General features: G+C 65.3%; 13 protein-coding genes and 1 riboswitch. Of the genes, 10 read left to right on the top strand and 3 right to left on the bottom strand.

All coding sequences use genetic code 11. The annotated features are described in order from the left end of the window. Nucleotides 1-316: 316 nt before the first annotated feature. The 7 genes from ehuB (at nucleotide 317) to R4P95_RS31405 (ending at nucleotide 6905) form a co-directional block, all read left to right on the top strand. A complete protein-coding gene (ehuB, locus tag R4P95_RS31375) occupies nucleotides 317-1162 on the top strand; it encodes an ectoine/hydroxyectoine ABC transporter substrate-binding protein EhuB (protein WP_213578366.1) in 846 nt (281 codons plus the stop codon). Between the two features lie 18 nt (nucleotides 1163-1180). Then, nucleotides 1181-1912, top strand: coding sequence for an ectoine/hydroxyectoine ABC transporter permease subunit EhuC (ehuC, locus tag R4P95_RS31380; RefSeq protein WP_109326398.1), 732 nt, complete (start codon nucleotides 1181-1183; stop codon nucleotides 1910-1912). Beyond that, complete coding sequence (ehuD, locus tag R4P95_RS31385) at nucleotides 1909-2553, top strand: ectoine/hydroxyectoine ABC transporter permease subunit EhuD (RefSeq protein ID WP_317747714.1); 645 nt, start codon at nucleotides 1909-1911, stop codon at nucleotides 2551-2553. Before ehuC ends, ehuD begins: the two co-directional genes overlap by 4 nt. Nucleotides 2554-2572: 19 nt before the next feature. Further along, nucleotides 2573-3334 (top strand): ectoine/hydroxyectoine ABC transporter ATP-binding protein EhuA, encoded by a 762-nt coding sequence (gene ehuA / locus R4P95_RS31390; RefSeq protein ID WP_213574379.1) that lies wholly within the window; start codon nucleotides 2573-2575, stop codon nucleotides 3332-3334. Nucleotides 3335-3390: 56 nt separating this feature from the next. Then, nucleotides 3391-4038, top strand: coding sequence for a GntR family transcriptional regulator (locus R4P95_RS31395; protein ID WP_213574377.1), 648 nt, complete (start codon nucleotides 3391-3393; stop codon nucleotides 4036-4038). Continuing rightward, nucleotides 4035-5300 carry an MFS transporter gene (locus tag R4P95_RS31400; RefSeq protein ID WP_213574375.1) on the top strand — a complete coding sequence of 422 codons (1266 nt, stop codon included), beginning with the start codon at nucleotides 4035-4037 and terminating at the stop codon, nucleotides 5298-5300. Before R4P95_RS31395 ends, R4P95_RS31400 begins: the two co-directional genes overlap by 4 nt. 201 nt (nucleotides 5301-5501) lie before the next feature. Next, nucleotides 5502-6905 carry a family 43 glycosylhydrolase gene (locus R4P95_RS31405; protein ID WP_213578364.1) on the top strand — a complete coding sequence of 468 codons (1404 nt, stop codon included), beginning with the start codon at nucleotides 5502-5504 and terminating at the stop codon, nucleotides 6903-6905. 13 nt (nucleotides 6906-6918) lie between these two features. Here the strand turns inward: R4P95_RS31405 and R4P95_RS31410 are convergent, their stop codons facing one another. Continuing rightward, nucleotides 6919-8235, bottom strand: coding sequence for a M1 family metallopeptidase (locus R4P95_RS31410; protein WP_213574373.1), 1317 nt, complete (start codon nucleotides 8233-8235; stop codon nucleotides 6919-6921). Beyond that, entirely contained in the window at nucleotides 8232-12122 is a 3891-nt protein-coding gene (locus R4P95_RS31415; protein ID WP_317747715.1) for a Pls/PosA family non-ribosomal peptide synthetase, read from the bottom strand. Before R4P95_RS31415 ends, R4P95_RS31410 begins: the two co-directional genes overlap by 4 nt. Nucleotides 12123-12638: 516 nt before the next feature. Here R4P95_RS31415 and R4P95_RS31420 point away from each other — a divergent pair. The 3 genes from R4P95_RS31420 (at nucleotide 12639) to R4P95_RS31430 (ending at nucleotide 16160) form a co-directional block, all read left to right on the top strand. Then, nucleotides 12639-13886 (top strand): MCE family protein, encoded by a 1248-nt coding sequence (locus R4P95_RS31420; protein ID WP_317747716.1) that lies wholly within the window; start codon nucleotides 12639-12641, stop codon nucleotides 13884-13886. Nucleotides 13887-13927: 41 nt separating this feature from the next. Next, a riboswitch (SAM riboswitch) is annotated at nucleotides 13928-14042 on the top strand. 47 nt (nucleotides 14043-14089) lie between these two features. Beyond that, nucleotides 14090-15385, top strand: a complete 1296-nt coding sequence (locus R4P95_RS31425; protein WP_317747717.1) for an aminotransferase class V-fold PLP-dependent enzyme — start codon at nucleotides 14090-14092, stop codon at nucleotides 15383-15385. Between the two features lie 148 nt (nucleotides 15386-15533). After that, nucleotides 15534-16160, top strand: coding sequence for a hypothetical protein (locus tag R4P95_RS31430; RefSeq protein WP_213574366.1), 627 nt, complete (start codon nucleotides 15534-15536; stop codon nucleotides 16158-16160). A 75-nt stretch (nucleotides 16161-16235) separates the two neighbouring features. On the opposite strand, the gene R4P95_RS31435 is transcribed toward R4P95_RS31430, so the two are convergent. Beyond that, entirely contained in the window at nucleotides 16236-16796 is a 561-nt protein-coding gene (locus R4P95_RS31435) for a flavin reductase family protein (RefSeq protein ID WP_109326417.1), read from the bottom strand. Nucleotides 16797-16809: the final 13 nt, after the last annotated feature.

Below are 16809 nucleotides of genomic sequence, written 5' to 3' on the forward strand. Positions count from 1 at the left end.
CGCCGATGGTACTGCACTCGACAGGGTGTGGGAGAGTAGGACACCGCCGAACATCCGTTACCGGAAGCCCCCCAACACCTGTTGGGGGGCTTCCGGCATTCCACAACAAAATCCTTTCGCCGACGTTCATCGCGCCGCGGCCAATTCCGTCGTTTAGCGCGCGGTGACTCGTTCGCCTGCGTAACGTGACCCGGGCAGATCCGGGTCGGATCGTGCCACGTGGTGCGCCCGGCCGGATCACCTCAGGCAACGAAGGGAATCCGTGGTGAGCAGCACCAACTCGAAACGACGTCCTACGGTCCGAGCCGCTGTTGCAATGGCGGGACTCGTCGTAGCAGCGGGCTCGGTCGCAGGGTGCACGAAGACCGACTCGAGCAGCGGCGATTCACTGCTGGAGCAGCTCCGTTCCGAGGGAACGGTAACCGTGGGATTCGCCGGCGAGGCCCCGTACAGCTTCGAGCAGGACGGGAAGCTGACAGGCGCCACCGTGGCCCTGCACCGGGAGATTTTCAAGAACCTCGGAATAGACAATGTCGAAGGCGTCAGCACGGACTTCGGAGCCCTCATTCCAGGACTGCAGGCGCGCCGATTCGACGTTGTCAGTGCCGGAATGTCCATCCTTCCGCAGCGCTGCGAACAAGCAGCGTTCAGCGAGCCCGAATTCAACTACACGACAGCGCTGATGGTGCCCAAGGGCAATCCGGCGAAGCTCACCGACATGCAGTCGGTCAAAGACAGCGGCGTCCGCATGGCCGCCATGACCGGCGCAATCGAGTCCGACTACGCACAGGACCTCGGCATCGAGGCCACACAGGTGGCGTCGCCGCAGGATGGCATGGATGCCATTGCGAACGGCCGCGCCGACGTCTTCGCACTGACGGGAATCTCGCTGAACTGGCTGGCGCAGAACAACCCGCAAGTGCCTGTGGAGGTGACTGATTCCTTCGTCGCAGAAATCAACGGGGTCCCCCAGGTAGGCGCCGGCGGCACCGTCTTCCGTAAGGAAGACACCGAGCTGAGGGACGCCTACAACGCCGAACTGGCAAAGATCACGGCGGACAAGGACAAGTACCTCTCGATCGTCGGTTCCTTCGGATTCACCGAGGCAGAGCTTCCCGATCCGCAACTGACCACGGCGAAGCTGTGCGAAGGGCAGGGCTGAGTCGGACGGGACTCTGTTGTGAAGGAGGATTTCGATGCCCTCTTCGATGCCTGGCCGGGCATCCAGGAGGGAATCATCATCACCCTCGAACTCACTGCGGGCGGTGCTCTCCTTGCTTTCGTGCTTGCAGTGGTGCTCGGGTTGGCGGCTCGTTCACACCAGGTAATCGTCAGAGGTTCGGCGCGCGTTTTCATCGAATTCTTCCGCGGCACGTCACTGCTAGTGCAGTTGTTCTGGCTTTTCTACGTGGTCCCGCTGTTCGGATATCTCATCGACCCCGTACTGTGCGGGATACTCGCCCTGGGCCTCAACTATGGCGCCTACGGAGCGGAAGTCGTGCGGGGAGCGATCAATTCGGTACCGCAGTCGCAATGGGAAGCTGCCACGGCGTTGGATTTCACGCACTGGCAGAGGCTTCGTCGGGTGGTGTTTCCACAGGCCTGGGCCGAGATGATCCCTCCCCTGACGAATCTTCTGATCCAACTGCTCAAGGGCACTGCCTTGGCCAGTTACATCCTGCTGCAGGACCTGACATTCGAGATAGATCAACTTCGGCGTACGACGGGCAACACGCTCTTTGCGTTCGGGGTCGGGCTCGTCATCTACTTCGTCATCGGCTACGTGCTGACGCTGTTGATGAATGCGCTCGAGGTTCGGGCGAAGAACAGACTGGGTACCGGTCCCTCCTTGCGGGAGATCTTCTCGCTGGCGCCCTCGGACCCGCGCGGACTGGAGGCTGCTGAAAAATGAGCGTCCAGTGGAGTTGGGATCGCGCGTTCGAGGCGCTACCCGTGTTGCTCGACGGATTCAAGATCACCCTCGTCGCAACCGTATTGGGCTTCCTCATATCCGTGGCGCTCGGCCTGGTCATCGCGCTGATCCGGCAGGCCGCTCCGCGCTGGATCGCAATGCCGGTGCGGGCGGTGAGCGAATTCATCCGTCTCACACCCCTCGTCGTGCAGCTGCTGTTCGTCTTTTACACGTTTACGACTCTGTCACCCTTGCAGATCGGGGTAGTGGTCCTCGGCATCCACTACTCGACCTACATGGCGGAGGTGTATCGGGCAGGGATCGAGGCGGTACCCGTCGGCCAGTGGGAGGCAGCGAGAGCGCTGTCCATCGCACCGGCCCGTACGTGGCGGGCGATCATCCTGCCGCAGGCAATCCGCCGGGTAGTTCCGGCTCTCGGGAACTATGCCGTGTCGATGTTCAAGGACACCCCGTTGCTGTTCGCGATCACGGTGATCGAAATGGTGACGGCGGCCCAGCAATTCGGGGCCCGGCATTTTCAGTACCTCGAGCCGTTGACCCTCGCCGGTGTGATCTTCCTGATCGCCAGTTACCCGACCTCCCTGCTCATACGGCGATTGGAGAAGCGTCTTGCCGCATAAAGCGAACTCAGGCACCCCGATGATCAGGTTCGACGACGTCGTGAAGCGGTTCGGCGACCACGTCGTGCTCGATCACCTCGACTTCCAGGTGGAGCGTGGCGACCGGGTCACGTTGATCGGCCCGAGTGGTTCGGGTAAGACGACGATTCTGCGATTGCTCATGACCCTCGAAAAGGTGAATGACGGGATCATCTGGGTCGACGGAGAGCGCCTCACCCACGAGGAGCGGGGAGGCAAACTCGTCCCGGCGTCGGAGAAGTACGTTCGTCGCATACGGCGTCGAATCGGAATGGTTTTTCAGCAATTCAACCTGTTCCCCAACATGAACGTGATCGAGAACATTACCGAGGCACCCATCCACGTCCTCGGGCTCGACAAGTCGGCGGCAGTGAAGCGCGCCCGTGAACTGCTCGACACAGTAGGGCTGTCGGACAAGGAGACAGCGCATCCGACGCAGCTGTCCGGTGGCCAACAGCAGCGGGTTGCGATCGCCCGAGCGCTGGCGATGGATCCCGACATCCTGCTGCTCGACGAGGTGACGTCGGCCCTTGATCCGGAGTTGGTGGCGGACGTGCTGGACGTATTGAGGAACGTGGCCCTCACCACGGACATCACGATGCTCATCGTCACACATGAGATGCAATTCGCACGCGACGTATCGAACAGGGTGATGATGTTCGACGCCGGCCGCATCGTGGAAGAGGGGGATCCGGTAACCATGTTCTCCGCACCGAAACACGACCGAACCAAGACGTTCCTCAAGGCTGTGTTGGCCGACTGAGCCGGGGTCCGATGCCTCGCTCTGGCAGCGAGAGCGTATAAATACATCTTGTGTCTATGTTGTATTCGGCAGCGGAGCAGGTTTACCGCGAGGTGAAGGAGCTCATCCTGTCGGGTGGGTTGCCCGGTGGTGAGTTGATCAGCGAAGGCGAGATCGCGGAGCGCGTGGGTCTCAGTCGCACACCCGTCCGCGAGGCCTTTCTTCGTCTCGAGGCCGAGGGATGGATGCGGTTGTATCCGAAGCGGGGCGCTCTCGTCGTCGCGGTGGCAGAGGGGGAAGCCGAGCACATCGTCGACGCGCGACAGCTCGTCGAGACACACGCCGTTCGGATCCTGGCGGAGCGGCCGCACGCACGTGAGGTGCTCGTCGCCCGGCTGCGCGCCAATCTCGAGGAACAGCGGCAGATCGCCGCAAGAGGCGATGTGGCTGCCTTCAGTGCGTCGGATGCCGACTTTCATCGCCTGATCGTCGATGCCGCGGAGAATCCACTGCTCGCGACGTTCTATTCGAGCCTTCGGGAGAGGCAGCGCCGGATGACCGCCCACTCGATCACCCGCGACCCAGGGCAACTGCCGAGGATTCTCGCGGAGCACGAGCAGCTGACCGACCTGGTGAACGACGGTGACGCGGACGGGTTCGAGGCAGCGGTGCTCGACCACATGCGCCGAGTTCACGCTCTGAATCCGAGGGGAGTGGCTCGATGACCTCCGTGCGCGAGTCGCAAGCCGCACTGCCCGACACCGTGGTGTCCACGCGGGCGTGGTTGCAGGTCGCCGCGACGATGTTCGCGGTCGCGTGGGGAGGCAACGAATTCACGCCGCTCCTGGGCATGTACCGCGCCGACCACGGTTTCTCGCCGGTGACCGTCGACCTCTTCTTGTTCGCCTACGTTCTCGGGATCGTTCCCGCCCTCCTCCTGGGCGGACCCCTGTCCGACCGGCTCGGCAGGCGTCCGATTCTGCTGCCCGCCCCGGTGCTGACGGTGGCAGGTTCGGTACTGCTCGCACTCGGCGCGGACTCCGCGGCCATGCTCATCGCAGGCCGAATCCTGTGCGGCGTCGCGCTCGGGCTCGGAATGGCAGTGGGGGGAAGCTGGGTGAAGGAGCTGTCGACCGCGCCGTGGGATCCCACCGCGACGGAAGGAGCCGGTGCCAGACGGGCCGCGATGAGCCTCACCGGTGGGTTCGGTCTGGGCGCCGGGGTCGCCGGCGTCCTTGCGCAATGGGCTCCACTGCCCAGTGTCCTGTCGTACCTCGTCCACAGCGGAATTGCGATCACCGCGGCCATCGCATTGTTGCGTGCGCCGGAAACCCGTGCAGCTCAACCGCTCTCCGACCGGGTGTCGCTCGCTCGGGATCTGGCGATTCCCTCGGCGGCACACCGGCGTTTCCTTCTCGTCATCGCACCCCTCGCGCCCTGGGTATTCGGGACTGCGGCCGCCGCGTATGCGGTACTTCCGGCGCTCATGTCCCAGCACGGCGGTGGGGTGCCCCTCGCGTTCTCGGCACTGATGTGCATGGTGGGCTTAGGATCCGGCTTCGCGATCCAGGCGCTGGGCCGCAAGATCGATACGCCTCGCAATACGCGAGCAGTCGTCGTTGCCCTCGTCTTCGTCATGGCTGGGATGGGGATGGCAGCGGCCGCGTCTTCCGCGTTGACCGTTCCGCTCGCACTCGTCGCTGCGGTGGTGCTGGGTTGCGGATACGGCATGGCCTTGGTGTCCGGGCTGCAGGAAATTCAGCGCATTGCCGGACCGGACGATCTGGCCGGCCTGACCGCGGTGTTCTACTCGCTCACCTATCTGGGCTTCGCGATGCCTGCGGCAATGGCATTTTTCTCCGAGAACTTCGCCGCGGTGACCTACCCGCGAATGTTTGCTTTCGGCGCCATCGCGGCCGCGGGATGTCTCCTCCTCGCCGTCGTCCACTGGCGCTCGCATCTGCCCTCTGCCCGCGAAAGCTCGTAACAGCGTGCGCCACCGAATCGGTCGGTCGGGCGCACGCGGAAGGGCACAGTTTGGTTTCGGTTCGACGCATCGGAGAACTCAACTCTTAACCTGAGCCTCAGCCGTATACATTTGCCACATTCCGCTCGGCTGGGGTCCACGGTAGGGAGCAACGTGCAGAAATCTGATGGCGTCGAGGCGGAGTCATGCGTGCGGCCCCCCATGGGACGGCGAAGACTGCCGCGACGGGGATGGATCGTGACGACTCTGTCTCTGCTCGCTTTGATGGTGCCCGCGTCCCCGGTGGCGGCGAACCCCGTCGTGGAGCCCGTTGCTGCAGACCCCAGCGTGGTCCGTGCGGCCGACGGTATGTACTACATGTACACCACCGCGGACGACTGGGGCGACGGCCAGGGCATGCACAACATGTCGATGTTCAAGTCCTTCGATCTCATGGACTGGATGTATGTGGGCGACGTGTTCCCGAACCTGCCCGAGTGGCATCCGGAGGGAAAACTTGCCTGGGCCCCGCACGTCCTGGAATCGGGCGGCGGGTATAGCCTCTACTACTCGCTCTACGACGAGTCGAATCCGTGTATCGGACTCGCGACGGCTCCGGGTCCGACCGGGCCGTGGACCGATCTTGGTCGCCCGGTGTTCTGTGCGCAGGACGTGGGCATCGAGGGCACGATCGACCCGTTCGTGTGGGACGACGGAACGTCGAAGACGATGGTCGTCGGCAACTTCCGCGGCATCTACGCAATCCCGCTGGACGGGGACGGTGCGGCGCCGGTGGGCGAGCCGGTGCAGATCGCGGACGACCGGTTCGAAGGCCCCTTCATCACTTTCCGCAACGGCTACTACCACCTGTTTCTGTCCGCCGGGAACTGCTGCAACGGCGGGGACACCGCGTACCGCGTGGTGGTCGGCAGGTCCAGATCGCTGACCGGGCCCTACCTCGACCGCAAGGGGCAGGACCTCAACGAGGGGGGCGGCGCGCTCATCCTCGCGGGCAGCGACCCGTGGGCCGGACCTGGACACAACACCGTGGTGACGGACGACGCCGGGAACGATTGGATCGTCTACCACGCCATTCCGCGCGACGACGTCACACTGCCCAGCGGAGCTCAGCGCCGCGAAGGAATGATCGACCGGATCGTCTGGGCAGACGACTGGCCCGACGTCGGCGACGGCTCGCCTTCCTCGACACGACCCCAGCTACCCGACACCGACCTTCCGGTGCGGGTGTCGCTGACCGCGGACGACTCGACGACCCTGCCCGAGAACGGGGGAACCATCGCGGCGACGATGGTGGTGGCGGCACCCGAGGATCAGCCCTATGCGGGGCAGGTATGGGCAAGCGTGACGTCGCCGGACGGCGGGATCAGTGATCCGATCTTCGGGCCGATCGACGTCGACCTGGCTCCCGGGGAGGTATACGAAGAGCCGATCAGTTACGCCGTGTCGGCAGACGCCCCGAACGGGACCTACGACGTCTACGCCTTTGCCGGCATCTTCGACACCGAAACGGTCGAATTCGGGGCGCTCAACGGGGTGAAGTCCGGCCCGCAGATGACGGACGTCGCCAAGCGCGTCTCCGCCGTCGTGTGGCGAGACGGTGCATGAGCGTCGGCGTCTCTCAGAGAGGAGGCAGCGCCTTTTCGCCCAGCCAGGTGTCCCAGAGGGTTCGTAGCGACTCATCGGTGTACCGCGCGGCGAGATCGGTGAACTGTTCCGCGCTGACGCTGGAGTGGCTGTGCGACCGGGTCCACTGCTGCAGCAATGCGAAGAACCGTTCGTCACCCAGCCGAAGTCGCAGTGCGTGGAGAGTGACTGCGCCGCGCTTGTAGATGCGGTCGTCGAACATCAACTGCGGCCCAGGATCCGCGACCACCAGATCCTGCGGTTTCCGGGACAGACCCTGATGGGCCTGTAACGCGAGTTGATGCGCTGCGGGTCCGCCGGAATTCTCCGACCAGAGCCATTCGGCGTAACAGGCGAATCCTTCGTGCAGCCAGATGTCCCGCCATTGACGCAACGTGAGGCTGTTACCGAACCACTGGTGGGCGAGCTCGTGGGCCACCAATCGTTCGAAGGCGCGGCTGCCCGTGCAGTGGTTGGCGCCGAAAATCGACAGTCCCTGCGCCTCGACCGGAATCTCCAGGTCGTCGTCGGTGACGACGACCGTGTAATCGGCAAACGGGTACGGGCCGAACAGTCTGCCGAAGACATCCATCATTTCGGGTTGGCGTCCGAAATCGACATCGAACGACGAGCGAAGTCGCGGCGGGTGCACGGCGAAGATCTTGACGCCCCCCGAATTCACTCGTCGTCGCTCGTACGGGCCGATCTGAACCGTGGCCAGATAGCTCGACATCGGCTCGGCCTGCTCGTACACCCACGTGGTCTGGCTGGCCCGGGTCTGCTTGCTCACCAACGCACCGTTGGCCACCGTGTAGTACGGCGAATCGGTGGTGATGGACATGCGGTAGCTGGCCTTCGAGCTCGGGTGATCGTCACACGGAAACCAGGATGCAGCGCCATTCGGCTGACTGGCGACGAGACTGCCCTCGGTCAGTTCCTCCCAGCCGACCTCGCCCCACATGCTGCGGATCGGCTTCGGGGAACCGCCGTATTGCACCGTGAACACCAGTGCACCGCCCGCCGGGATCTTCTGCGCGGGGGTGACGACGAGCTTGCCGTTCCGATGAACCCATTTGGTGTTCCGTGCGCCGTTGGCAGCGACCTTGGTGACATGGAGGTCGGACGCCAGGTCGAGCGCGAACCGGGACCGCGCCTCGGTGGTGACAGCGGTGATCGTGGCCTTCCCGGTAAGCCGGTTGCTGTGGACCTTGTAGGTGAGGTCGAGTTCGTACCGTGACACCCGATAGCCTCGGTTGCCATTCTGAGGGAGATACGGGTCGAGGGGTTCGTCGAGCCCTTTACCGGGCTTCACGTCGCCGCCCACGGTGCGATGGGGTTGCCCTGCCACCTGGTGGAGGGCGGTACGGTGTCGCCGCGCATGACCAGTGACGCAGGTCCGACCGTGGCGCCTGCACCGATTCCGGCGGCGGGCAGCGCGACACAGTGCGGGCCGAGGGTGGCGCCGGCTCCCAACGTGACGGTGTCCATGGACATGATCCGATCATGGAACAGGTGAGTCTGCACGACGCACCCCCGTTCCACGGTGGCGCCGTCGCCGAGGGTCACCAGATCGGCTTCCGGGAGCCAATAGGTTTCACACCACACCCCCTTGCCGATGGTCGCGCCGAGGCCGCGCAGCCACACGTTGAGTACGGCGGTGCCCGTGGCGGCGCGCGCGAACCACGGTGCGGCGACGGTCTCGACGAACGCGTCCGACACCTCGTTACGCCAGACGAATGAACTCCACAGGGGATGCTCGACCTTTCCGATGCGCCCCACCACCAGCCACTTGGCCGCTACGGATATCGATCCGGCCACGGCGCCGGCGCCGAGGAGGACCACGCCGCTGGCCAGGGCGGCCAGCGAGAAGCCGATCAGGTCGGCCATCACCTCGAGTGTGAACAGCACCCCGAGCCCAATTCCGAACGTCACCATCACCGGGATCAAACGGCACGTCTCCACGATCGCCCGGGCGACCTTCAGCCGGAACGGCGGATGGAAAGTGCGTGCGGCGTCGGTGTCACCCGGGGCCCTGCGCAGGCGGACGGGTGGGCTCCCCAGCCAAGAAGAACCGGACTTGGCCTTGGAGGGCGCCGCCGACAGCACCGCGACGAGCCCGTTCTTCGGCACCCGTCGTCCCGGGCCGGTCATTCCGGAGTTGCCGAGGAACGCCCGCTTGCCGATTTTTGCGTCCTCGATGTGCATCCAACCGCCGCCGAGCTCGTAACTCGCGACCATCGTGTCGTCGGCCAGGAACGCGCCGTCCGCGACCGTCGTGAACTTCGGCAGCAGCAGCACTGTCGAGGCTTCGACGTTCTTGCCGATCCGGGCGCCCAGCAATCGCAGCCAGCCGGGTGTCAACAGGCTCGCGTACAAGGGAAACAGGAACGTCCGGGCTGAGTCCATGAGCCGCTCGGTGGCCCACACCTGCCATCCGGTGCGACTGCGGACCGGGTGGTACCCCTCTCGCAACCGGATCGACAACAGCCGAACGGCGATCACGGTGAGAACGGCGAACACCGCAAGGCTGAGAACAGTGGCGATCGGGAGAACGATCAGCGACTGCAGTACGGCGGATCCGATCGTCCCGGCATCGCGGATCCGCCAGCCGATCAGGGCGATGCCGGACAGGAGGGCAAAGATCGGGAGGCCGGCGATCAGCATCGACGTGACCCCGAACACGGGCACCCAGTACGACGCGCGTCGCGGGGTTTCTTCGGGCCACGGGTGGGCGGCCTTGCCGACCTTGACGGCGGGTGAACCCGCCCAGTGCTGACCCGCCTTGACCCGTCCGAACACCGCCGAACCGGCCTCGACCTCCGCGCCTCGTCCGATGCGGGCGCCGGGCAGCAACGTGGACCGGGCACCGACGGTGGCCCCGGGACCGATCTTGATCTCGCCGATGTGCACGAGGTCACCGTCCACCCAGTGACCGGACAGATCCACTTCCGGCTCGACCGAACAGCCGTCACCGAGTTCGAGCATGCCGGTGACGGGCGGAAGTGTGTGCAGGTCGACGCCCTTCCCGACGGTGGCGCCCAAGGCCCGGGCGTAATAGAGCATCCACGGTGCGCCCGACAGGTTGGCCGCGCCGCTGGCCTCGGTGAGTCTCAGCGCCACCCACAGCCGGAGGTGTTCACTGCCCCCGCGGGGATAAGTCCCTGGCTCGAGCGTCCGGAGAAGGATCCGCGAGCCGATCACCGAGATCGCCATCCGGCCCACCGGGCTGATGAACACGACGAATGCGGCCAGGACCCACCACCACGACACGGTGGGTGCCCACGACGCGTCCGCGACGTACGCGAAGACGTTGTTGGCGATGGCAAGCCAGGTGACCCACTGCAGACCGGTGAGGGTAGTGAGCGGAACGGTGGCCGCGATCTGCAGCAGTTGGCTGCGACGCGGAGTGGGGGTGACGAGACGGGGTTCTGCGGCATCGATGGGTGCGAGTTCGTCGAGATACTCCGCCAGCGAGCCGAGCCGCGGATGGTCGTAGAGTTGCGCCACGGTGACCTCGGGGAACCGCTCGCGTAGCGCAGTGACCAGCTGGGCGGCCGCGAGGGAACCGCCGCCCAGCTCGAAGAAGTCGTCGGCAGGGCCGGTAATCTGCGCGCCGAGAATCGACGTCCACAGCTCCGCGACCCACGCCGATGTGCCGTCGAGTCCCAGGTCCTCCGCCACGTCGTCGATCCCGGGCGGCGGCCAGGGCAGTGCATTTCGGTCTACTTTGCCGGACGTGCGAGTGGGAAGCTCGCCGACCAGAACCAGCCGGGGCACCAGCGCGGCCGGTAACTGCTCCGAGAGCGTCGCGTGGGCTGCTTTCAGATCGAAGTCGGGATCCGTGCTGGCGAGATAGCCGACGAGAATCTGGTGACCGGCGCCGGTCCTGCGTACGGCCGCGGCCGCACCGCCGACTCCCGGCAGATTCTGCAGGGCATTGTCGACCTCGCCCAGTTCGATACGCCGGCCACCGAGTTTCACCTGATCGTCGGCGCGTCCCTGGAACAGCAGTCCGCGCCGATCCAGACGGACGAGATCACCGCTGCGATAGGCGCGATCCCATCCGAGGGTCGGCATGGGCGCGTACTTCTCCGCATCCTTCGCAGGGTCGAGATAGCGGGCCAGACCGACACCACCGATCACAAGTTCGCCCACCTCGCCCTCGGACACCGGCTCCCCGGAGCCGTCGACTACCGCGAGATCCCATCCGTCCAAGGGAAGGCCGATGCTGACAGGGCTCCGTCCGTCCATCAGCGCACCGCACGCGACGACCGTGGCCTCGGTGGGCCCGTATGTGTTCCAGACTTCTCGTCCGTCGACGGCCAGGCGCTCCGCAAGTTCGGGTGGGCATGCCTCGCCTCCGAAGATGAGGAGACGGACGGCCTCGAGCGCCTCCGCCGGCCACAGCGATGCAAGCGTCGGCACCGTCGACACGATGCTGACGTCTCGGGCAACCAGCCAAGGACCGAGGTCCATACCGCTGCGCACGAGCGATCGCGGTGCGGGAACCAGGCAGGCTCCGTGTCGCCACGCCAGCCACATCTCCTCACAGGACGCGTCGAAAGCCACCGACAGTCCGGCGAGTACTCGGTCGCCGGGCCCGATGGGATCGTCCTGCAGGAACATTCGTGCCTCGGCATCCACGAATGCCGCGGCATTCCGATGGCTGACCGCGACGCCCTTCGGTGTGCCGGTGGATCCGGAGGTGAAGATGATCCACGCGTCGTCGTCGACCGTCGGTGGGCGGGTGGCCGGAAGCTCCGACCGCTCGGAGGCGGTTCCGGGCGTGATGCCGGAGCCCGTCACCACACAGCGCACCCGAGCCTCGCCGAACACGAGGGCGGCGCGTTCCTCGGGATCGTCCGCGTCGACGGGAACGTACGCGGCGCCTATCGCCAGCGTCGACAAAATGGTGACATACAGAGCGCACGACCCCGAAGGCATGCGGATGCCGACCCGGTCGCCTGCCCCGACTCCGGACTCGGCCAATTGCTCCGCGCCGCGGCCGATTTCCTCGAGCAGTTCCCGGTAGGTCAACGACGTCGTGCCGTCGTCGATCGCCGCGGCGTCGGGATACTCGTCTGCGGTGGCGTACAGAACGTCGATGAGGGTGCGCGGCGCCGGTGCGAACTCGCGGCGAAGAAATTCCTGGGGTATGCGGAGCGAACGATCCGAATCCGTCGGTGACTGGAGAGACAATCCAGGATTCCTTCTCTGAGCGGGCGGTTGATGCGTACTGCTCGTTATCTCACGATCAAGTAGCCAGTTGGTGAACAGTGGGTGCTCGCTGTCGGGCGCCCGTGGTCATTCTTCACCCCGGCGATTTCCGGCGAATGTCGGGCGGGCGGCGAATGAAGCAGTTCCTCGATTCCCTTCGTAGGAGATGAGGTGAGCCGCGTGCCGTGAGGAACCCTGTCAGGCCGGAAGCAGTGGACATCACTATTCCGCCAGGTAGTGATTGCAGTCACTGTGCGCAGCAGAATATGCGCGCTGACCTGTGGGTTTCGCCACCGGTCGGCCATGCAGCGACGCGCGCTGCTCGCTCTGGCCGCCCAGGGCCCGACGCGGGGTTTGCACAGCCGAAGCCTTCCGGCTAGGTATATATGTGACTTCTCGTCCCAGATAAAAATACCTCCCGGAGTGCCCTGTGACTGCCATTATCGAGACAGCCCGTGCCGAGCATGTGCAGCACAAGAGCGCGAGCGTCGCCAAGCGATGACCTCAGCACTCGTCAAATGGCAGCTGGCCGGGCTGATTCTCATCGCTATGGCCGGTCTGGTTTACGTCGGCGCCCAGTATGTGCGTCTCGACAATCTACTCGGGTTCGGCGAATACACCGTCAGCGTCGAGCTCGCGAATTCCGGGGGGATTTTCAGCAATGCCGAAGTCACGTACCGGGGAGTTCCCGTCGGCCGCGTGGGTGAGATGTCGCTGACCTCGGACGGTGTCGATGTCGAGTTGAAGATCGACAAGAGCGCGCCTGCCATCCCTGCGTCCGCGAAGGCCGTGGTGGCCAACAGGTCGGCGATCGGCGAGCAATACGTCGACCTCCAGCCCGACACCGATCGTGGGCCGTTTCTCGAAGATGGATCCGTGATCACAGTGGGCAGCACGGCAACTCCCGTCCCGGTCGAGGAATTGCTCGCCGGAACAAAAGAATTGGCCGACTCGGTCCCGGTCGATGCGCTGCGTACGGTCGTGACCGAACTAGGGGTGGCGTTCAACGGTAAAGGCGAGGACATTCAAGTCCTCGCGGATGCGCTGGCGGGACTGTCGCAGTCGGGCTCCGAGTCGCTCGACGAGACACTGGCGCTGCTGCGCGACGGCCGGACTGTGCTGGCGACGCAGTCCGAACAGTCCTCGGCCATCGAGCAATTCAGCACCGACCTCGACGCTCTCGCAGCACAGCTGCGCGCATCCGACCCCGACGTGCGGGCCCTGATCGAGAACGGAACGGCGGCCAGTGATGAAGTGGGCGCGCTCGTCAGCGAATCCGGAGGGGCGGTGACCAGGAACCTCACCAACCTCGGCATGACCGTCGAGACGCTCTCGGTTCAGGCGGACGCCCTTCGCACCCTGTTCGTATACTTGCCGGGAATTGCCGCCGCCTCCTCCACCATCGCCCCCGGAGACGGCACCGTGCACCTGGGATTGGTCGGCGAGGTGAACAACCCGCCTCCGTGCACGGTCGGTTACGAGGGCACGCAGGCGATACTCGAGGAAATGAAGCGCCGGAATCCCGACTTCGACGACACCCAGCAGGACTTTCCTCAGAACACGGCGGCGAACTGCGAAACGCCGCAGGGGAGCGTGACCGGCGTGCGAAGCGCCAACCGGATCGTCCTCGGTGATCCCGCAACGGTCCAGCCGTGGGATTCCAAGCCGAAGAAGGACCCGAATCGATTGAACCTCAACCCGATTGCGACTCAGCTCGCACCACTTCTGGGGGTGAGCCCGAGGTAGTGGGTTGACAACTTCGCGTCGATCCTGCAATCTTCGAATCAGGTCACGAGTACCAGCGTCAAGCCCCGGCTAGCTGGTCGGCAACCCTCCACCGCGGTGGGGTGCTCCGGGTGACGACCAGGCTGAGGTTCATACCGGACCCGGCAAGCGCGGACTCCGAGGGCTATCCCTGTGACGAGTCCCTGAGTACGAGGGATGTCGTGATGACTGCTGTATTGACCGCTGATGTGTGCGTAGCCCCCCTTGCCCCGGTTTCGGGCTCCGACCTGCGGGTTCCGCTGGTGCAGGGAGGTGACTGCACCTACGTCAACTTCGACTACGCGGCAAGCGCGCCCGCACTGGCGCAGGTGACTGATCGAATCAGTGCATTGCTGCCGACGTACTCGAGCGTGCACCGCGGGGCCGGGTACGCATCCCGGGTGTCGACCGCCTGCTACGAGAAGGCGCGCGCCTCGGTTGCACAGTTCGTGGGAGCTTGCGACGACCAGGCGGTGGTATTCACCCGGAACACCACCGATTCCCTCAACCTGCTGGCGGGGTGCGTTCCTGGCAGCACGGTGGTGCTCGACATCGAGCACCACGCTAATCTGTTGTCCTGGAAGAACTCCCGTGTCGTCCGGGCAGCTGACACCCTCGCCGAAACCGTTCGGTTGCTCGTGGCGGAATTGTGCTCGAAGCCCACTGCCCTTCTCGCTGTCACCGGGGCGTCCAATGTCACCGGTGAGGTGCTGCCCATCGCGGTTCTGGCGGATGTCGCGCACCGTTGCGGTGCAAGGATTCTCGTCGATGGGGCGCAACTCGCGCCGCACAGGCGGATCGATCTGGAGGCATGGGGCGTCGACTACCTGGCGTTCTCCGGGCACAAGTTGTACGCACCCTTCGGGTCGGGCGTGCTGGTAGGAAAACGTGACTGGCTCGATGCGGCGGAACCGTACCTCGCCGGCGGTGGGGCGGTGCGCAACGTGACCGTCGAATCCACCGAGTGGGCACCGGCTCCGGCCCGGCACGAGGCCGGCACTCCCAACGTCCTCGGCGCCGCAGCCCTCGCTGCGGCATGCGACGCGCTGGCCGAGTTGGACTTCGGCCGAGTAGCCGAGCACGAAGCGGCGTTGACGTCCCGACTTCTATCCGGACTCGCGGACGTGGACGGTGTGGAATTTCTGCGGCTGTGGTCGGACGCGCCGGACACCGTGGGAATCGTGACGTTCACGATCGACGGGTACGAGCCCGGGGAGATCGCCGCCTACCTGTCTGCCGAGCATGGAATCGGAGTGCGTGACGGGAGGTTCTGCGCGCATCCGCTGCTGACGCGACTCGGTCGGCCGGACGGAGCAGTTCGTGTCAGCCTCGGTCTCGGCAGTTCCTCCGCCGATGTGGATCGGCTGGTGGACGCGGTCGCCGCATTGGTGGCCGGTCGTCGCAGCTGGGGCTATGCCAAGACCGACGGTCAGTGGAATCCGGTGCCGGAGACCCGTTTTTCGCACGACGCGCTACTATGAGCGCATGGCATCGCAGGCTGGGAGCGCAATGATTGCTCACTGGTGCCGTCGGCACGTCGATCTGTGCCGAACCGCCTCGGGTATGTGTTCGAGCTGACCGTTCTTTTCGGCTCCTGACATCGGCACACATTCTCCGAGGAAACCCCACATGTCTTCAGGCAACGTTTTGTCTTCCCGTACCCTCCGCGTCGCCGTCGAGCTGACCGCATCGGGTCACCATCCGGCAGCGATCGGGGCCGCAGGCACGCGGCCCATCAGCGGTGCGGACTACTGGGTGGAGCTCACCGCCGATTCGGCGGACCCGCTCGACCTGACCTCCTTCCCGCCCGATGTGGTCCGGATCCGCGCCACCGATCTGCGGGGAGCTCAGCAGGAGCGCTCCCGGGTGCGCGCCGAAACTCTCGCCGCGGGGCGCGATCCCGACAGCGTCACAGTGTTGGTCGATCTCGAGGTGCTCATCGCCGCGGAAGCTCGCACCGCGCGCAAGGAGCTGGCACTCCTCGACAGCGCACTGGACAGCCCACGAACCCCCGAGTCGCTGCAGTACGTCGGGACTCCGGTGGGACTCGCCGGGCTGATCGCCGACATCCAGGCTGCCGGGGTGGCCGACGGTGTGACCCTGCTTCCGCTGACTCTGCCCAGGGTGCTCGAGCAGCTGGTCGACGGCACATTGCCGTGGTTGGAGCAGCGCGGGCTCGTCACGTCCGCGGAAGCTGTCGACGAGGCCTTGCGGCGTTTCGACCTTCCGCGCCGACAGCGTGAACTCGCTTCCTGAGGTTTCGACGCGCAGTCGCATACGACGCCGTGGGCCGGGAATCTCAGGATTCCGGGCCCACGGCGTCGTGCGATGTCAGTTGTCGAGCGGGGTCGGCCGGTAGTACCGCCCCTCGTGATACAGAAGGGGTGCGGCGGCGGACTCGTCGTCGTCCTCCGCGTGAACCCGCGTGACCAGCCCGATGACCAGCGTGTGATCACCGACCGGAATCAACTGGTCCACGGTGACCCGGAGCCAGCTCGGGGTCCCGTGCAGCACCGGCTCACCGGTGTCGAGCCGAGCCCAGAGCGACCGGTCCGCGAATCGTTGGTCGGCGCTGCGTGCGAATCGCTGCGCCAGATGCTGCTGATGTTCGCCGAGCAGGTGGATCACCAGGGAATCGGCGGAATGCAGCGCGCCGATGCTGGATGAGGAATGCGCGATGTTGAACGACACCAACGGAGGATTCAGGGAGACGGACGCAAAGGACGTGGCCGTGAACCCCACCGGCCCGGCCTCGGAATCGAGCGTCACGATGGTGACTCCCGCCGGATGACGCCGCAGCGCAGCGCGGTAGTCCTCGGCGCTGATCCCGGTAGCAAGTTCGGCCTCGGCCTCGCCGCCCGCGGCGCGGACGGAATCGGTGTTCTTCGCCATGATGGCGTCAACT

The sequence above is a fragment of the Rhodococcus sp. IEGM 27 genome, assembly GCF_033142305.1.
In the GTDB taxonomy this organism is placed as follows: Bacteria; Actinomycetota; Actinomycetes; order Mycobacteriales; family Mycobacteriaceae; genus Rhodococcus_F; species Rhodococcus_F oxybenzonivorans.